Source organism: Saliphagus infecundisoli (assembly GCF_020177375.1).
Classification (GTDB): domain Archaea; phylum Halobacteriota; class Halobacteria; order Halobacteriales; family Natrialbaceae; genus Saliphagus; species Saliphagus infecundisoli.
This window is the reverse complement of sequence record NZ_JAIWHV010000001.1, coordinates 281,818-298,442: the sequence shown is the minus strand read 5'-3', so window position 1 is coordinate 298,442 and position 16,625 is coordinate 281,818. Positions and strand designations below refer to the sequence as shown.

Sequence of the window (16,625 nt, the reverse complement as noted above, 5' to 3'; positions counted from 1 at the left end):
ACTGACCCTGGCTATTTTTGGTGATTGATGGGGAGTGACATTCGGTACAGGATCGACTCGATCGGGATCGTCGGCGGCGGCGACGCCGGACTGCTCACCGCGCTGGCCCTGGAGAAGGGGCTCGACGACCCGGAGATATTCGTCGTCGACGACTTCGACCAGTCGGTGCCCGAGGTCGGCAAGAGCACGCTCCGGTACCTGCTTACCTTCCTCCACGACCGCCTCGAGATCAGCCCCACTCGGCTGGTCGAGGAGGTGAAACTCGGGTTCAAGAGCACGGTCTACCTGAAGGACTGGTGTGGCAAGGAATTCCACAGCCCGCTGGGAAAGCCCCTCCCGACGGTCAGCCAGGTCGACCTGGGGAAGTGGGTCGAGCCGACGACCCGACGGGAGTCGCTGAGCCCCGAGAACGAGGCGGTGTTCGACGAGTTCCACCACCGCTACGAGGTCGGGGAGTACACCACGCTGTACAACGAACTCGCCGAAACCCCCGGGAAGACCCCGATGGTACTCGACGACGAGAACGTCTTCGACATCCAGAAGGGGCTACCGGACGCCTCCTATCACTTCAACTCCGAGAGCTTCAACCGATTCCTGCGGACGCTCTGTCGGGAACGCGGGATCGACCTGATCGACGACCGGATCGAGGCCGTCGAGAGCTCCGAGGGCTGGATCGACTCGATCGCCGGCGCCCGGGAGTACGCCGCCGACCTCTACGTCGACGCCTCGGGCTTCCGGCGGCTTCTGATGACCGAACTCGGAACGTCCCTCCGGGAGTTCGATCTTCCGGTCGACTCCGCGGTCGTCGCCACGACCGACGTCTCGTTCGACGACATCGTCTCGGCGACCGTCGTCACCTCCGGGGAAGCGGGCTGGTTCTGGCAGATCGACACGGTCGACGTCCGCGATCTCGGCTACGTCTACTCCTCGGAGCACATCGACGACGAGGCGGCGCTCGCGGAGTTCGTCGAGACCCGTGCCGAGAGGATCGACCCCGACGAGACCCGCCGCTACCGCTTCGAGTCGGGCGTCCTCGAAACCCCCTGGGCGAACAACTGCGTCGCCGTCGGGAACGCGGTCGGCTTCGTCGAGCCCCTCCAGTCGACGGCGCTTACGACCTCGGCCAAACTGGCCGACCGGCTGGCGATGTTCCTGGGGATGCACGGCCGGATCAACCACGACGGGGTCCGGGAACTGTTCAACGAGACGACGCGGGCGACCTGGGAGGAGATCTACGACTTCGTCAGCCTCTACTACAAGTACAACTCGGGCGAGACCCCCTTCTGGACCGAGGCCCGCGAGATCAACCCCGGCCCGATCGAACAGGTCGAGAGCTACCGGGCGTCGGGCTTCTGTGCGCCCGGAACGCGGGCATCGCTCACGCGGACGGCGACGGACCTGAACAACTACTATCTCTACTACCTCGTCCTCCAGGGCCTGGGCGTCGAGTCGGAGTTCCACAAGGGGATCGACCACGAGCCCGACCCGGCGGTCGTCTCCCGTGTCGAGGAGTACACCGACTCGGTCGGCGACCGGATCGACGACTTCCTCAGCTACGCGGAGTTCTACACCACGTTCCATCCCGGCTTCGAGAACTGAACCCCTATTCGCGGTCGGGCCGATCGGTCCGGTCGGTTCCGCCGGATTCGCCTTCGGAACCGGACGCTCTCGATCCCTCCTCCGGGGGAGCGTCCTCCCTTGCCGGGACCCGCTCGACCGCCTCGGCCCCACAGTGGGGACAGCGCTCCTGGTCGGTAAACACCGGCTCCTCACACGCCCGGCAGACGAACTCGGCTTGGTCCTCGCTAGCGGAGACGGCGCTCTGTTTGAACCGTTCGACCTTCTCGCCCAGGTCGCTGAAGAGGCTCATCGCCATCCCCCGGCCGCTCGCTTTCGGAGACCTCCCTCCCCCGACCGTCGATCCGTACAGTCCATGGTATCTCGTGGCGCTCGCGGAGCTTAAGCACTGGGCCGGATGCGGAACGCTCCCATCCGTCACCGATCACTTAACCGTCTGCCCCTCCTACAGTACGGTGTGAGTAACGAACGAGAGAGTCGGAACCTCCGCATGCCCAACGACGACGAGCTGTTCGCGGTGGTCACCGAACACAACGGCGGCAACCACGTCCGCGTCCGCTGTGAGGACGGGAAAGAGCGCATGGGCCGGATCCCCGGCCGGATGAAGTACCGCACCTGGATCGAGGAGGACGACGTCGTCCTCGTCGAGCCCTGGGACTGGCAGGACGAGAAGGCCAACATCGAGTGGCGCTACTCCAACCAGGACGCCGCCCAGCTCCGCCGCGAAGGCCACATCGACTAATCCGCTCCTGATCGCTCGTTTCCCCTACCAGCGACGGCTCCGTCGCGGCTGGTTTTCCGGTACCGGAACCCCGACGTACCGCCGACGGGCAGGTCCGAACGAGAGATGACCGCGACCGAAGAGACGGGAATGTCCGCCGTTCCCTGGGACTCGAGCGCGCTCTACGTCATCCTCGCCAGCTCACTGGTCGGCGTCATGGGCGTCTCGATGGTCAGCCCCGTCCTCCCCGACCTCCGGGCGGCCTTCGGCGTCAGCGACGCCCAGGTCGGCCTCGTCATCACCGCCTACACCCTCCCCGGGATCGTCCTCACCCCCTTCATCGGGCTGGTCGCCGACCGCCTCGGGCGCCGTCGCGTGATCGTTCCCCTGCTCTTCGTGTTCGGAACCGCCGGCGCGGGCGTCGCCTTCGTCGAGAGCTTCCGGGCCGTCCTCGGCCTGCGATTCCTCCAGGGGATCGGCGCGAGCGCACTCGTCACCCTCGCAGTGACGATGATCGGCGACTTCTACGAGGGCACCCGCAGGGACGCCGTGATGGGACTCAACGGGAGCACCCTCGGGACGGGCGCGGCGATCTACCCCCTGATCGGCGGCACGCTGGGCGCGATCCGGTGGAACGTCCCCTTCCTCTTTTTCGGGGTCGCCGTCGTCGTGGGCGTCGTCACCCTGTTCGTCCTCGAGGAACCCCACCAGGAACGCTCGAGCGATCTCCGGACGTATCTCCGCGGGCTTCGGGACGTCCTCCGAACCCCGGAGGCGCTCGCGATCTTCGCCGCCATCTTCGTCGTCTTCACCGTCTTTTATGGACTGGTCCTCACTGCACTGCCCCTCCTGCTCGCCGATCAGTTCGGCCTCGGCGCCGGCGCGATCGGTCCCGTACTGGCGATGGTGTCGGTCGCGAGCGCGACGGTCTCCTCGCAGTACGGCCGGGTCTCGGAGTGGCGCTCGGCGCCCGAACTCGTCGCGCTCGGCTTCGTCGCCTACGGCGCGAGCCTGATCGGCGTCCGGCTCGCGCCCTCGCCGATCCTCGTCGGGGTCGCCCTGCTCGCGTTCGGCGTCGGCTTCGGGATCGTGATGCCCTCGATCGACACGACGGTTATCACGCTCGTCTCCGATCGGCTCCGGGCGGGGGTGATGGGGCTTCGAACGAGCGTGCTCCGTCTCGGCCAGACCGTCGGTCCGACCGCGGTGCCGTTCGTCGCCGAGACGTTCTTTCCGGTGCCCGCCGAGGGCTACCGCGCGCTCCTCGTCGTCTGTGGGAGCGGAATGGCCCTTCTGGGTGCCGCCGGCTACCTGCTGCTCCGGCGGTAACCCGATTATTCGACTTCCAGGGAGTCGTCGGCCTCGACGTGTTCCTCGGACCACCGCAGCGAGAACGTCGCCGACCGGTCGGCGCCAGTACCCAAAAGCGACGAGTCGGTGTCGACGTCGACCGCGAAGTCGAGCGTCTCGGGCGGGTTGATCGTCGCGCTCTCGTTGCCGACGATGATCGTCACCCGGTCGCCCGCGTTCCGGTTCGCGGCGTTCGCGTCCGTCGTCGCGTCCGCGCCCGCGTCTCCGGCTCGATCGTCGTCGGCGGTCAGCGTGCTGTCGTCGTCGGTCAACGAGTCGTCGCCGGTCCCGGTTCCCGGCGTGCCGGCACCGCTTTCGGTCGCCGTGCGGTCGGTCCGGCCGGCTCCGGCGTCGGTTCTCGTGTCGGCCGTCCGCGAGCCCGCGGGATCGAGTTCGTCGGCGAACTCCCGGAGGTAGTCGGCGACCTCGCTTCGCGTCCGCTCTCGCTCCTGATTCATCGAAACCATACAGTCCACATCACCGACCGACCGGGTAAAGCTACGCGTTGCAGGCGACGGAGCGGGGCGAGTACTTACGGTCCGACGGCCCCATCCCCGCGTATGCGCTCGTTCGACGACCTCGTCCTCTCGTGTGCGGTGACCGGGGCGATCCACACGCCGACGATGTCGCCTTCCCTCCCGATCACGCCCGAGGAGATCGCCGAGGAGGCGATCGCCGCCGCCGACGCCGGCGCCAACGTCGTCCACGTCCACGTCCGGGACCCCGAGACGGGCGAACCCGTCAACGACTTCGACCTCTTCGACGAGGTCGCGACCCGGATCCGCAAGGAAAGCGACGCCATCGTCCAGCCGACCACCGGCGGCGAACCCTCCTCCCCACCGAGAGAGCGGATCGGCGTCGTCCCCCGACTCGCCCCCGAGATGGCCTCCTGTAACATGGGCTCGATCAACTTCGGGCTCTACCCGCTCCTCGAGAGGTACGACGAGTTCGAACACGACTGGGAGGAGCCGTATCTCGAGGGAACCAAGGACCTCATTTTCCGGAACACGTTCGGAGACCTCGAGACGATCCTCCCGGTCTTCGACGCCCACGGAACGAAACCCGAACTCGAGTGCTACGACGTCGGCCACCTCTACAACGCGAAGCACCTGCTCGATCGGGGGCTTCTCGAGTCTCCGCTTCACCTCCAGTTCGTCCTCGGGATCCACGGCGGGATCGGTGCCGACGCCGCGAACCTGACCCACATGCACCGCGTCGCCGAGGACCTCTTCGGCGAGCAGTATTCGTTTTCAGTGATCGGCGCCGGCCGCAACGAGTTCCCGCTGGGTCTGCAAGCGATCTCGATGGGCGGCCACGCCCGCGTCGGCCTGGAGGACAACCTCTACCTTCGAAAGGGGGAACTCGCCGAAAGCAACGCCGACCTCGTCGCGAAACTGGTCGATCTGGCGGCCGAACAGACGGGACGAGAGCCCGCCTCCCCCAACCAGGTCCGGGAGTTCCTCGATCTGAAGGGGCCCGACGGGACGGCTTTTTGATCTCCCGGACCACCCGGCCGGCGCCGACGGTTGCGTTCCGGCCGGATCACCGGTCGGCCCGGAACTACTCGAGGTAGCGGGAACCGACACCACCCGCCGCGTTCCGTTCGAATCACCTCGTCGGTGGCGCCGAACCGCTCGAGGCTCCGAGTTCGGGAGTGACGGACCCAGGACGGCAGGCCTTTCAGTCCTCCTCGTCTTCGGCCTCCATGGTCGATGTCGTCGCGGTCGTGGCCGTCGCCCTGCTCGTCGGCGCCGTCGTCGGGACGGTCGTCCCGATGGTCCCCGGCGGCGCGCTCTCGCTCGCCGGCCTCCTGCTCTACTGGTGGGGGTCGGGCTTTACCGAACCCGGACTCCTCGCGCTCGCGGTCCTCTCCGTGCTCGCGGTCACTACCGTACTCGTCGATCTCTTCGCGGGCGCCAGCGCTGCCCGCTACGGCGGCGCCTCCTGGACGACGACCGTGGCCGCCGTCGTCGTCTCGATCGTCCTCTTTCTGATTACCGGCCCGATCGGCTTGCTGGTGGGCCTGTTCGGAACGGTCTTCGCACTCGAGTTCGTCCTCGGCGGCGACGTCCGCGAGAGTTCTCGATCCGCGGCCTACGCCACCGTCGGCGTCCTCGCCTCGACGGCGATCCAGGTGCTGCTGACGGCGACCGTTTTTCTCGGATTCGTTCTCTCGGTGTTCGTGCTGTAGGACGGGTTCGACCGGTCGTCCGGTCAGTCGGCGGGCGTCGTGACCCTGCTCTCCTCGCGGTGGCTCTCCGGGCGAGCCGTCTCCATCCCGAGGGCGACGGCTCCCGCGAGTGCGCCGATCACCAACAGTCGTAGCACGTCCCAGAGATCGCCCGAGAGCGGGAGGTCGGCGTGGATTCCGAACCCGGGGACGCCGACGACGAGGAGTGCATACAAAGCGCCCCAGCGCTCCGGTGCCTCCCGCATCATTCGCCAATTACGGGCAATTAGCCATCCGGAAACGGCCCACGTGAGCCCGAGAACGGCCATGAGCTGGGGATCCCAGTAGCCGTCGGCGTAGACGATCGACGGGACCGCCGCTCCGAGGACGAGACCGACCGCGATCGGTGCTCGATCGACCATGCGAACCGATAGTGTCGGATAGGAATAAATCCCGGCCCAGTTCCAGAAACACTGAATCCCTCCGCTCCCCTCCGAGGAGTATGGACCGGAAGTGTGCCGAGGAGGGCTGCGGGCGGCCCGCGGCCGTCGAACTCCACCTTCCGTGGGCCGACAACCGACTGGTCTGTGCGGCCCACGGACGGGTGCTCGGCCGGGAGGACGGCGTCGTCGCCGATCCCGTAGGTGACGGCTCGTCGCTGCTGGAAAACGGTGAGGACGGCGAATAATCGGAGTGGGCCGGCTACGGGTGCGCGAAGTAGGCTACCGACTCCTTCTCGCCGTCGTCGGCGACGCTGTCGAACCGCGCGAAGCCGATCCGCTCGAACTGGACGACGTCGTCGGCTTCGTACTCCGTGATTCCGGGTTCGGCCCGCCCGCGGACGTCGCCGGTCATCGTCCGGAGGCGGAGGGGAACGCTCTCGCTCGCGGGGACCCAGTGGACGACGTCGACCTCGCCCTCCCGAACCACATCGATATCCTCGCCAGTGTATTGGAGGACGTCCCGGGTGAACTGGAAACAGCCCAGGCCCTTGAGCCAGATCCGTTCCTCGCGGCCGGGAACGTCGTCGGGTTCCAGCAGAACGCTGTCGACGGCGGGAATCTCGCGGACGCCCCGCTCTTCGTGGTTGGGGTGCAACGGCGGGTTCGCCTCGTCCGGCGGGCTCCCGCCGAGGGGGATCTGATTGCCCTCTCGGACCAGGAAGCGCCGGTCGGTCTCCTCGTCGATCAGGTCGCGGTTGGCGGCGTAGATCGAACTCATCGCCAGATCGACGTTCGAGGTCGAGGTCCCGAGCTCGATCATGGCATCGACGATCGCTTCTCCACGAATCCCCCGCCGGCGGAGGCTCGCGACGGTCGGCGCGCGCGGGTCGTCCCAGCCTTCAAGTTCCCCGTTCTCGACGAGTTCCTTGATCCGCGAGGTGGACATCTTGACGTCGTAGGCGTCGATCTGGACGTGGCCCCAGTGGACCACTTCGGGGTACTCCCAGCCGAAATAGTCGTAGACGAACGCCTGGCGCTTGGCGGAGTCCTGGAGGTCGATCCCACGGATGACGTGGGTGATCCCGAAGAGGTGGTCGTCGACTCCCGACTGGAAGTCGAGCATCGGCCAGCACCGGTACTGGGCGGCTTCCTCGCGTGGGTGGGGGGTGTCGACCATCCGAAACGCGACCCAGTCTCTGAGCGCGGGGTTCTTGTGTTCGATGTCGGTTCGCACTCTGAGAACCATCTCGCCCGACCCGTACTCGCCGTCGACCATCGCCTCGAACTCCTCGCGGACGGTCTCGACACCCTTCTCGCGGTGGGGACAGGCCTCGCCGGCGTTTTTCAACTCGGAGAACTCCTCGCCGCCACACGAACAGGTGTAGGCGCCCCCGAGGTCGATCAGCTCCCTGGCGTGGTCGTAGTAGGTGTCGACCCGGTCGGACGCTTTGACGACTTCGTCGGGTTCGAATCCGAGGTACTCGATCGCTTCTATGATCTCGCCGTAGGCATCCATGTCGGGCCGTTTCGTCTCGGGGTCTGTGTCGTCGAACCGACAGAGCATCCAGCCGTCGTACCGGTCCTTGTATGTCCCGATGACGGCGGGCATCCGGGCGCTGCCGAGGTGCCAGGGGCCGTTCGGGTTCGGCGCGAGGCGCATCCGGATCTCCTCGCCCTCCTCGACGCCGGGGAGGTCGGGCAGGGGATGCTCTTCGCCCTCGTCCTCGGCGTCGAGTTCGGCGAGCTCCTCGGGGGCGAGCTCCTCGAGCCGAGCGCGTTTCTCCTCGACCGTCAGGTCGTTGACCCGGGCGACGACGCGGCCCGCCACGCCGGGCACCTGATCCCCGTGCTCGCGGAAGTCGGGGTTGGCGCCCATCAGCGGCCCCATGATCGCACCGACGTCGGCGTCGCCCCCGTGTTTGACCGCGTTCACGAGCGCGTGGGTCTCGGCCTCGCGCTCGATCCGGTCGCGTAACTCGTCGTCCATTGGCGGAGGCTATTCGGGGCCGGACCAAAACCTCCGCGGTGTCGGCTCGTCCGTCGTCGCGGCTCTCCGTCCCCACGTCCGGCCGCCTCGAAACGCGAGCCGAATCCCGCTCCGACGGAAGCCATCCGTGGCGATAGCGACACGTTCGCGCATGTTCGGCGCGGACCCGAGGGCGGCGTTCAACGGGGTGCAGGTCCTGGTGAGGGACGGCCGTCGCCTACTCTACTCGGGGGTTCCCCCGGGATGACCGGCGTCGTCTTCGCCGTCCTCCTCGCTGCGCTGGCCGCGGCCGGGTCGAGGACGTCCATCCCCGACACGGGAATCGGGAGTAACGGGGTCGACCGGCGACCCGACCGCTTTTGGCGATCCCCTCGGTCTCTGGAGATATGCCAGACCGCCTCCCGCCGTCGGGCGTCGAATCGACGCTGTGGTATCGCGAGCCCGCGTCGGGACCTCTCGAGTCGCTCCCCCTGGGCAACGGTCGCCTCGGCGTGCTGACGACCGGCGACCCCGAGGCCGAACGGATCGTCCTCAACGAGGAGTCGCTGTGGGCTGGCGACGCCTCGGGGCTCCAGAACCCCGAGGCCCTCGAGGCGCTCCCAGAGGTCCGGTCGCTGCTCGCCGACGGACGGCCCGCCGAGGCCCAGGCACTCGCCGACGACTGCATGCTTGGCGTCGAACGTCGGTTGCGGCCCTACCAGCGCTTCGGAACGCTCGAGATCGCCCTGGGTCACGAAGACGTCGAGAACTACCGTCGCGAACTCGACCTCGAGACCGGCATCGCGACGGCACGCTACGCCGTCGGCGAGACGACCGTCACGCGGGAGGCGTTTGTCTCCCGGCCCGACGACTGTCTCGTCGCCCGCGTCGAGACCGACGGCCCGGACACCCTCTCGGGAACCGTCGGACTAGAGCGCGAACGCGAAGCCCGGGCCACCGCCGTGGACGACGAACTCCTCCTTCGCGGGCAGGTCGTCAACCTCCCCCGCACGGAGAGTGAACTCGAGGATCAGGGCGTCTCGGGATGGGGAGTTCGGTTCGAGAGCCGCGCCCGTGTGTCGGCGGAGGGCGAGGTCGCCACGGTCGAGGCCGACGGGGACCGTCTGAACGTTGCGGACGCGGAGGCCGTCGAGATCCGACTCGATGCTGCGACGAGTTTCGAGGGGGAGAACCCGACTGCGGCCTGCGAGGCGACATTGGAGAAGATGGCCGATCGGTCGTATTCGGAGGTTCGAACCGATCACGTCGCCGCCCACCGCGAGCAATTCGAGCGCGTTTCCCTCGACCTCGGCGACCCGATTGCGGAACCGACCGATGACCGCCTTGTCGCCTACGGCGAGCGGGAGGACCCCCACCTCGAGGCGCTCTACTTCCAGTACGGCCGGTACCTGCTGATGGGAAGTTCCCAGCCGGACGGCCTCCCCGCGACCCTCCAGGGGATCTGGAACTGGGAGTTCGAGCCGCCGTGGAACTCGGGGTATACGATCAACGTCAATCTCGAGATGAACTACTGGCCGGCGGAGGTCTGTAACCTCGCGGAGTGTGCCGAACCGCTCCACGATCTCGTCTATGGTCTGCGCGAGGACGGCCGCCGGACCGCCCGCGAACACTACGACTGCCGGGGCTGGGTCGCCCACCACAACACGGACCCGTGGGGCCACACGACTCCCGTAGACGGCGCCCGCTGGGGGCTGTGGCCGACGGGCGGGGCGTGGCTCTGCCGGCACCTCTGGGAACACTATCGATTCACCCGCGACGAGGCGTTTCTCCGCAGGGGCTATCCGACGATGCGCGAGGCCGCCGAGTTCTTCCTCGACTTCCTCGCCGAGGACGAAGACGGCTCCCTTGTGACGACTCCCTCACTTTCCCCGGAGAACGCCTACGTCGGTCCCGACGGCGACGAGGTAACCATGGCGGTCGCGCCGACGATGGACGTCCAGTTGCTCGCCGATTTATTCACTGACTGTGCGGCGGCCGCGGATGTCCTCTCTCGCGACGAAGAACTCGCCGAGGAACTCCGCGTCGCGGCCGACCGGCTCCCGCCGATGGAAGTCGGGGACGACGGCCAGCTCAAAGAGTGGCGGGACGACCACGAGGAGGCCGAGCCCGGCCACCGCCACATCTCCCACCTCTACGCGTCCCACCCGGGTGAGCGGATCACGCCCCGGGGAACCCCGGAGCTGGCCGAAGCAGTCGAAACGAGCCTCGAGCGCCGCCTCGAAAACGGCGGCGGCCACACCGGCTGGAGCCGTGCCTGGCTGATCAACCAGTTCGCCCGGCTTGAGGACGGCGAGGAGGCCTACGCCCACCTCCGCGAACTGCTGGTCAGCTCGACGGCGTCGAACCTCTTCGACCTCCATCCGCCCTTTCAGATCGACGGCAACTTCGGCGGCACGGCCGGCATCACGGAGATGCTCCTCGGGAGCCACGCCGGCGAGCTCCGGCTCCTGCCCGCGCTCCCCGACGCCTGGTCTGCGGGCTCGGTCGAGGGGCTGTGCGCCCGCGGGGGGTTCGAGGTCGATCTGGCGTGGACCGGGGGCACTCTCGACCGGGCGACCATCCGCTCTGCGGCGGGCAATCGGTGTCGCGTTCGGACCTCCGACGATCACACGTACGAAGTGGTGGCCGACGGCGACCCCGTTCCCGTCGAGCGGCCGGAGCCGAACGTGCTCGCCTTCGGGACGGTCCCCGGCCAGCGCCTCGAGCTCCGGCCGCAGTCGTAATCTCGCCATCGTCACCGCCGGGGTCCCCGACGCCCGATCGTGGCCTCACCCGATGGTCTCCTCAAGGAACTGCCGGATCGCGTCGGGACCGGCCGGCGGAAGCTCCGGTATGAGCGGGCGGAGCGTCCCGCCCTCGGTCGCGTGGGTCGTCTCGTGGACCGACTGGGCGGGCGTCGGTTCTCCGGTCAGGAGGGCCATCGCCGTCCGTTCGGAGTCGATCGACTCGACGTCGTCGGCCCAGACGTGGTTCAGGCCGTGTAGCTCGTAGCTGACGGCGTCGACCCCGGCCTCGGCGAGCGCGTCGAAGAAGCGTCGGCTCTGTTCGACGCCGACGACCTCGTCCTCGCGGCCATGCATGAGCAGGATCGGCGGACTGTCGGCCGTGACGTGGGCCACCGGGCTGGCCCCCTCGTACCGCTCGGGGTACTCGGCGCGGGACCCGCCCATGAGCAGCGCCATCAGGCCGTCGCCGCCCTCGGCTGCCAGCCCGACGTCGGAGACGCCGTACCAGCTCACGACCGCCTGGATCGCACCCGACTCTCCGGGTGCGACCGTCCTCGTTACGTCGTCGGCATAGGCGTCGCCGAGGTCGAGAACGTCGTCGACGACGCCCGCGAGGGAAGCAAGGTGGCCGCCCGCCGACGCCCCCCACGCGGCGACCCGCTCGGCGTCGTAGCCGTAGTCGTCGGCGTGGGCCCGCAGCCACCGGATCCCGGCTTTCACGTCGACGAAGTGATCCGGGAACGTCCCTCGAGGAGTCGGGTTCGAGGGGTCGAACATCCTCGAAAGCTCGCTCCCGTCGGGGACCTCTTGGAGGCGATAGCTCACGCTCGCGATGGCAACGCCCCACTCGGCGGCGTACCGTTCGGGCTCGGGGACGTTCTCGCGCGTTTCGGCGACCCAGCCCCCGCCGTGGACGTAGACGACCAGCGGCGGGTACTCGACCGGGGGGACGTAGAGGTCGAGTTTCAGTTCGTCGCCGTCGCGATCGGCGTACGTGATCCCGTCGTGGACGGTGACGCTGTCGGTATCGGTCATGAGGAGCCCCTGGGCGCCGGACCGTATAGAACTCCGTCCTCCGGCATCGTCGGCCGACGGCCCGCGATCGGCACGAGCCAACCGCGAAACTGAAGGCTACGGGTTCCTCGGCTCGGACGGTCGTCGGTACCGTGGCACGTCGGTCTCCGGAGCGGTTCCCCCGCCTCGAGAACGAGGATCGGGCGAGCGGCTCAGTAGCCGCGCTCGATCAGGTAGTCCGCGAGGTCCTCCAAGAGCCCGCGGGCCTCGTTGTCGGGGAGGACTTCCAGCCGATCCTTCCCTCGGTCGGCGAGCGTCCGGGCCATCCCGTTTGCGTACTCGATCGATCCCGCCGACTCGAGTTCGGCGACGGCGTCGTCGATCTCGCCTTCGGTAACGCGGTCGACGTCCTCGGTGTCGACCAGGCCCTCGATGTCGACGCCGTGCTGGCGGGCGTGGACGGTGATCAGGGTCTGTTTTTCCTCGACCAGATCGCTGCCGCGCTGTTTGCCGAGTTTCTCGCTCGGCACGGTCAGATCGAGGACGTCGTCCTGGATCTGGAACGCACGGCCGACGTCGAGGCCGTAGCCCGACAGCGCCTCGATCGTCTCGTCGTCGGCACCCATCAGGATCGCAGGGAGGGAGGCCGAGGCCGCGTAGAGGACGGCGGTCTTCTGTTCGATCATCTCGAGGTACTCCTCGGTCGTGACCTCGCCGCGGGCCTCGAAGCTGACGTCCAGCGACTGGCCCTCGCAGATCCGGGTACAGGTCGTCGCGAGTACCTCCAGGGCCTCGACGGCCCGATCGGGTGGCGCGCCGGTCTCGAGCATGATCTCGAAGGCCTTCGAGTAGAGGGTGTCGCCCGCGAGGATCGCGGTCTCGACGTCGTACTCGCGGTGGACCGCGGGGACGCCCCGCCGGAGGTCGTCGTCGTCCATGATGTCGTCGTGGATCAGGGTGAACGACTGGATGACCTCGACGCTGACGGCGGCGGCCATCAGATCGATCGTCCTCCCGTCGAGGCCGGGAAACCGGCGGTAGGGCGTCGAGAGCGGCGAGACGTCCGCGAGGGCCTCGCCCGTCGTCAGGAGGACGGTCGGACGGAGGCGCTTCCCGCCGGCGTCGAGCAGGTATCGCGAGGCTTCATAGAGCCGCTCGGGGCGGACGATCGGGAGCTCCTCGGGGATCGCCCGGTTGACCCGTTCGCGGCGCTCGCCGACCGCCTCGAGCACCGCCCGTTCGCGCGCCTCTGGGGAGGTCATATCAGTCGACGATCGAGATCAGGTTCCCGTTGCGGGTGACGTGGATGTCCCGACCCATCTGGTAGCCCTGATTCGAGGCCAGATCGACGTACCCCGAGAAACCCTTCAGGTCCTGGTGGGCGGGGATGATGTGCCGGGGCTGGAGGGCGTCTAGCATCTCGTAGTGGCCCTCCTGACAGAGGTGGCCGGAGACGTGGATCTCGTCGTAGACGCGCGCGCCCTGCATCCCGAGGAGGCGCTCGGCCTGATAGCGCTGGCCCTCGTTGGTCGGCTCGGGGATCACGCGAGCCGAGAAGACGACCTTGTCGCCGTCGTCCAGTTCGTAGGGGGTCTCGCCTCTGGCCATCCGGGTGAGCATCGCGCGGGGTTCGCCCTGGTGGCCGGTGACGACGGGGAGGAAGTTCTCCTTGCCCTCGTTCATGATCCGTTTGAACGTGCGGTCGACGGACTTGCGGTGGCCGAACATCCCCAGATCCGAGGGGAAGTCGACGAAGTCCAGCCGTTCTGCGGTCCCGGAATACTTCTCCATCGACCGGCCGAGCAGGACGGGCTGGCGGCCGATGTCCTTCGCGAACTCGACCAGCGAGGTCACCCGCGAGATGTGGCTTGAGAACGTCGTCGCGACGATCCCACCGTCGTAGTCCTCCATGCTGTAGAGGACGTCACGGAGGTGTTCGCGGGCGACGTTCTCGCTGGGCGTCCGCCCTTTCTTGTTCGCGTTGGTACAGTCCTCGATGTAACACAGCACGCCGTTGTCCTCGCGGCCGATCTCACGGAAGCGCTTCATGTCGATCGGGTCCTGGATCACCGGCGAGTGGTCCATGCGCTTGTCGAGGCCGTAGACGATCGCGCCCTCGGGCGTGTGGAGCACGGGATTGATCGCGTCGATGATCGAGTGGGTGACGTGGACGAACTCGAGTTCGACGCCGTGGTCGCCGATGGTCATCGACTCGCCGCCGGACATCTTCACGAGGTCGTTCTCGACGCCGAACTTCTGTTCGCCCTCGATCTGCTGTTTGACCAGTTCGATCGTGAAGGGGGTCGCGACGACCGGCGCGTCGTACCGGTGGGCGAGCTTTGAGATGGCACCGATGTGGTCTAAGTGGCCGTGGGTCGGTACGATGGCCTTCACGTCGCCCTCCAGGTCGCTCATGATCCGATCGTCGGGGATCGCGCCCATGTCGATCAGATCCAGACTGTGCATCCGCTCGGTCTCGACGTTGTCGTGGATCAGAACCTGCGAGAGGTTCAGCCCCATGTCGAAGATGACGATGTCGTTACCGGCGCGGACGGCAGTCATCTGCCGCCCGACTTCCTCGTATCCGCCTATCGTTGCGATTTCGATTTCCATTGGTGTAAACACACTCACCGAAACGGTCCGCGGACTCCCGGTCTCCTGGCCGGCCCGTCACCGGGACGGCCATTCGGTCCCGCTATGCGCTCGCGACCGAGCGCACTTGCCCGCGGGTCTCGATGATCGGCGCTATGCTCCCCGCGGTTAAAAACACAGTGGGTTCGCCGGCCGACGGAATCCGTCTCAGCGATCCGCGTCGTCAGCGACCTACCCGCTCAGCCGACGGTCGTCCCGACGTCCTCGCCCGCGAGGAACCCCTCGAGTCCCTCGAGCCCGAAGATCGACGCAGGCGTCTCGAGGCCGAGCAGGGTCTCGACTTTCCCCCGCATTCCGCCGGTGACGTCCGTCGACTCGCTTCCTCCGAGCACCGACTCGACGTCCGCGAGGGAGTCGATCCGATCGACGACCCTCTCGTCGTCGAGGACGCCGGGAACCGTCGAGCAGAGCCCGACGCGGTCGGCGTCGAGCCCGCGTGCGAGTTCGGCGACGAGTTCGTCGCCGCTGACGACCGTCGCGCCCCGGCCGGCGTGGGTAACCATGTCGCCCTGGACGACGGGGACGAACCCCTCTTCGAGCATCGTCTCGACGCTCTCCGTGGGGAGCGCGAGGTCGCCCTCCCGATTTCGTGCCGCGAGCGAGAGCGGGTAGACCGGGAGGGCCTCGACGCCGCGTTCGAGGAGGGCCCGCCGGACGAAGCCGTTCAGCGCCGTCATCGCGGCGTGGATCTCGGTGACGGCCCCGGCGTCGTCGGTCCCGGCCGTCGTCGTCACTCCATGAGCGTCGGCGGCGGGGTGGCCGAAGCTGCCGCCGCCGTGGACGACGACGAGTCCCCCGTCGGTTTCTGTGGAGTCCGAGACCGCATCGGCAATCGCCGCCGCGGCCCGCTCCAGGCTCTCGCCGTCTACCGTCTCCGCCCGATCTTTGTCCGTAATGACGCTCCCGCCGAGTTTGAGCACGGTCGTCATCGCCGGACCCCCTCCTCGGCGAGTTCCGCCCGGAATACCTCCTCGCAGGCGGGAGTGAGCTCGAGGGCGGTCTCGACTTCCTCCATGTGATCGAGCGCGACGATCGAGCCGCCCCCGCCCGCGCCCGTGAGCTTCGCGCCGAGGGCGCCGGCCTCCCGGGCGGCCCACACCATCGAGTCGAGCGAGCGCGCGGAAACGCCCAGCGCCGATAGCAGGCCGTGATTGAAGTCCATCAGCCTGCCGACCTCCTCGATGTTCCCGTCGGCGAGGGCGGCCTCGCCCTCCCGGACGAGGTCGCCGATCGCGCCCACGGTGTCGGAAGCGAAGCCGTACTCCTCGCGCAGCGCCCCGACGCCGGCGACGAGTTCGCCGGTCTCGCCGGCACCGCCGTCGAAGCCGACGACCAGCGGGAGGTCGGGGGCCTCGATCCGCCGGCAGTCGTCGCCCTCGACGCGGACCGCACCCCCCGAAGTGACACAGAAGGTGTCGGCGCGGGAGGCCTGGCCATCCTGGACTTCGTACTCGGTCCGGAAGGCACGCTCGGCGAGTTCCGCCCTGTCGAGTTCGTGGCCGAGCTCGCGGGTCGCGGCGTCGATCGTCGCGACGACGACCGCCGCAGAGGAGCCGAGGCCGCCACCGAGGGGGATCTCGCTCTCGATGAGGACGTCGAAGCCCGCGTCCTCGCCGGCGGCGTCTCGAGCCTGGGCGATCGCCTCGTCGACGTAGGCGGTCGCGGCCGACACCAGGCCATCGGAGACGTCGATCTCGGGGCCGTCGGTCCCGCCCGCGCCGTACTCGACGGCGAAGCCGTCGATCGTGAGGTCCGCGGCTTCGACCCGGAGGCGGTCGTCCGAGCGGCGCTCGACGGAGACAGTGGCCCGACGTTCGATCGCACAGGGGACTGCGGGTTCGCCGTAGACGACGGCGTGTTCCCCGAAGAGATAGACCTTCCCGGGGGCGGTAGAGCGAGTCATGGCCGGCCGTAGGGGCGAGGGTCGTTTATATCCCGTCGATCGGGGATAACTGCATTCAAGTCCGGCGACCGAGAGTGGCGA

General features: G+C 68.0%; 16 protein-coding genes. 7 read left to right on the top strand and 9 right to left on the bottom strand.

What is annotated here, in order from left to right; all coding sequences use genetic code 11:
• The first annotated feature begins 27 nt into the window (after positions 1-27).
• Complete coding sequence (locus LCF40_RS01715; RefSeq protein ID WP_114577390.1) at positions 28-1,599, top strand: tryptophan 7-halogenase; 1,572 nt, start codon at positions 28-30, stop codon at positions 1,597-1,599.
• 4 nt (positions 1,600-1,603) lie between these two features.
• On the opposite strand, the gene LCF40_RS01710 is transcribed toward LCF40_RS01715, so the two are convergent.
• Complete coding sequence (locus LCF40_RS01710) at positions 1,604-1,870, bottom strand: PhlB family protein (RefSeq protein ID WP_224827123.1); 267 nt, start codon at positions 1,868-1,870, stop codon at positions 1,604-1,606.
• A gap of 165 nt (positions 1,871-2,035) precedes the next feature.
• Between LCF40_RS01710 and eif1A the strand changes: the two genes are divergently transcribed.
• Together eif1A and LCF40_RS01700 are read left to right on the top strand one after the other, a co-directional pair.
• Positions 2,036-2,320, top strand: coding sequence for a translation initiation factor eIF-1A (gene eif1A, locus LCF40_RS01705; protein ID WP_224827122.1), 285 nt, complete (start codon positions 2,036-2,038; stop codon positions 2,318-2,320).
• Between the two features lie 105 nt (positions 2,321-2,425).
• On the top strand, positions 2,426-3,628 hold the full coding sequence (locus LCF40_RS01700) for an MFS transporter (protein ID WP_224827121.1): 1,203 nt from the start codon (positions 2,426-2,428) through the stop codon (positions 3,626-3,628).
• Positions 3,629-3,633: 5 nt separating this feature from the next.
• Here the strand turns inward: LCF40_RS01700 and LCF40_RS01695 are convergent, their stop codons facing one another.
• Entirely contained in the window at positions 3,634-4,116 is a 483-nt protein-coding gene (locus LCF40_RS01695) for a hypothetical protein (RefSeq protein WP_114577392.1), read from the bottom strand.
• Positions 4,117-4,209: 93 nt separating this feature from the next.
• Between LCF40_RS01695 and LCF40_RS01690 the strand changes: the two genes are divergently transcribed.
• Positions 4,210-5,145 (top strand): beta-keto acid cleavage family enzyme, encoded by a 936-nt coding sequence (locus LCF40_RS01690; protein ID WP_224827120.1) that lies wholly within the window; start codon positions 4,210-4,212, stop codon positions 5,143-5,145.
• Positions 5,146-5,354: 209 nt separating this feature from the next.
• Positions 5,355-5,840, top strand: a complete 486-nt coding sequence (locus LCF40_RS01685; RefSeq protein WP_224827119.1) for a DUF456 domain-containing protein — start codon at positions 5,355-5,357, stop codon at positions 5,838-5,840.
• Positions 5,841-5,863: 23 nt separating this feature from the next.
• Here the strand turns inward: LCF40_RS01685 and LCF40_RS01680 are convergent, their stop codons facing one another.
• On the bottom strand, positions 5,864-6,241 hold the full coding sequence (locus LCF40_RS01680) for a hypothetical protein (RefSeq protein WP_224827118.1): 378 nt from the start codon (positions 6,239-6,241) through the stop codon (positions 5,864-5,866).
• 80 nt (positions 6,242-6,321) lie between these two features.
• Between LCF40_RS01680 and LCF40_RS01675 the strand changes: the two genes are divergently transcribed.
• A complete protein-coding gene (locus tag LCF40_RS01675) occupies positions 6,322-6,507 on the top strand; it encodes a DUF8014 family protein (protein ID WP_224827117.1) in 186 nt (61 codons plus the stop codon).
• A gap of 14 nt (positions 6,508-6,521) precedes the next feature.
• Here the strand turns inward: LCF40_RS01675 and LCF40_RS01670 are convergent, their stop codons facing one another.
• Positions 6,522-8,249: a glutamate--tRNA ligase gene (locus tag LCF40_RS01670; protein ID WP_224827116.1), complete on the bottom strand. Its 1,728-nt coding sequence runs from the start codon at positions 8,247-8,249 to the stop codon at positions 6,522-6,524.
• 386 nt (positions 8,250-8,635) lie between these two features.
• Between LCF40_RS01670 and LCF40_RS01665 the strand changes: the two genes are divergently transcribed.
• Entirely contained in the window at positions 8,636-10,972 is a 2,337-nt protein-coding gene (locus LCF40_RS01665) for a glycoside hydrolase family 95 protein (protein ID WP_224827115.1), read from the top strand.
• Between the two features lie 45 nt (positions 10,973-11,017).
• Here LCF40_RS01665 and LCF40_RS01660 read toward each other — a convergent pair whose 3' ends face one another.
• The 5 genes from LCF40_RS01660 to mvk form a co-directional block, all read right to left on the bottom strand.
• Positions 11,018-12,010: an alpha/beta hydrolase gene (locus tag LCF40_RS01660; protein ID WP_114577398.1), complete on the bottom strand. Its 993-nt coding sequence runs from the start codon at positions 12,008-12,010 to the stop codon at positions 11,018-11,020.
• Positions 12,011-12,201: 191 nt separating this feature from the next.
• Positions 12,202-13,251 carry a geranylfarnesyl diphosphate synthase gene (gene idsA3, locus LCF40_RS01655; RefSeq protein ID WP_224827114.1) on the bottom strand — a complete coding sequence of 350 codons (1,050 nt, stop codon included), beginning with the start codon at positions 13,249-13,251 and terminating at the stop codon, positions 12,202-12,204.
• 1 nt (position 13,252) lies between these two features.
• Positions 13,253-14,602, bottom strand: coding sequence for a ribonuclease J (locus LCF40_RS01650; RefSeq protein ID WP_224827113.1), 1,350 nt, complete (start codon positions 14,600-14,602; stop codon positions 13,253-13,255).
• A gap of 218 nt (positions 14,603-14,820) precedes the next feature.
• Positions 14,821-15,570 (bottom strand): isopentenyl phosphate kinase, encoded by a 750-nt coding sequence (locus LCF40_RS01645; RefSeq protein WP_224827112.1) that lies wholly within the window; start codon positions 15,568-15,570, stop codon positions 14,821-14,823.
• On the bottom strand, positions 15,567-16,544 hold the full coding sequence (gene mvk, locus LCF40_RS01640; protein ID WP_114577402.1) for a mevalonate kinase: 978 nt from the start codon (positions 16,542-16,544) through the stop codon (positions 15,567-15,569). Before mvk ends, LCF40_RS01645 begins: the two co-directional genes overlap by 4 nt.
• Positions 16,545-16,625 lie beyond the last annotated feature (81 nt).

Coding starts and splice junctions, on each gene's coding strand:
- LCF40_RS01715 (WP_114577390.1), top strand. CDS start 28: ATGGGGAGTGACATTCGGTACAGGATCGACTCGATCGGGATCGTCGGC.
- LCF40_RS01710 (WP_224827123.1), bottom strand. CDS start 1,870: ATGAGCCTCTTCAGCGACCTGGGCGAGAAGGTCGAACGGTTCAAACAG.
- LCF40_RS01700 (WP_224827121.1), top strand. CDS start 2,426: ATGACCGCGACCGAAGAGACGGGAATGTCCGCCGTTCCCTGGGACTCG.
- LCF40_RS01695 (WP_114577392.1), bottom strand. CDS start 4,116: ATGGTTTCGATGAATCAGGAGCGAGAGCGGACGCGAAGCGAGGTCGCC.
- LCF40_RS01690 (WP_224827120.1), top strand. CDS start 4,210: ATGCGCTCGTTCGACGACCTCGTCCTCTCGTGTGCGGTGACCGGGGCG.
- LCF40_RS01685 (WP_224827119.1), top strand. CDS start 5,355: ATGGTCGATGTCGTCGCGGTCGTGGCCGTCGCCCTGCTCGTCGGCGCC.
- LCF40_RS01680 (WP_224827118.1), bottom strand. CDS start 6,241: ATGGTCGATCGAGCACCGATCGCGGTCGGTCTCGTCCTCGGAGCGGCG.
- LCF40_RS01675 (WP_224827117.1), top strand. CDS start 6,322: ATGGACCGGAAGTGTGCCGAGGAGGGCTGCGGGCGGCCCGCGGCCGTC.
- LCF40_RS01670 (WP_224827116.1), bottom strand. CDS start 8,249: ATGGACGACGAGTTACGCGACCGGATCGAGCGCGAGGCCGAGACCCAC.
- LCF40_RS01665 (WP_224827115.1), top strand. CDS start 8,636: ATGCCAGACCGCCTCCCGCCGTCGGGCGTCGAATCGACGCTGTGGTAT.
- LCF40_RS01660 (WP_114577398.1), bottom strand. CDS start 12,010: ATGACCGATACCGACAGCGTCACCGTCCACGACGGGATCACGTACGCC.
- idsA3 (WP_224827114.1), bottom strand. CDS start 13,251: ATGACCTCCCCAGAGGCGCGCGAACGGGCGGTGCTCGAGGCGGTCGGC.
- LCF40_RS01650 (WP_224827113.1), bottom strand. CDS start 14,602: ATGGAAATCGAAATCGCAACGATAGGCGGATACGAGGAAGTCGGGCGG.
- LCF40_RS01645 (WP_224827112.1), bottom strand. CDS start 15,570: ATGACGACCGTGCTCAAACTCGGCGGGAGCGTCATTACGGACAAAGAT.
- mvk (WP_114577402.1), bottom strand. CDS start 16,544: ATGACTCGCTCTACCGCCCCCGGGAAGGTCTATCTCTTCGGGGAACAC.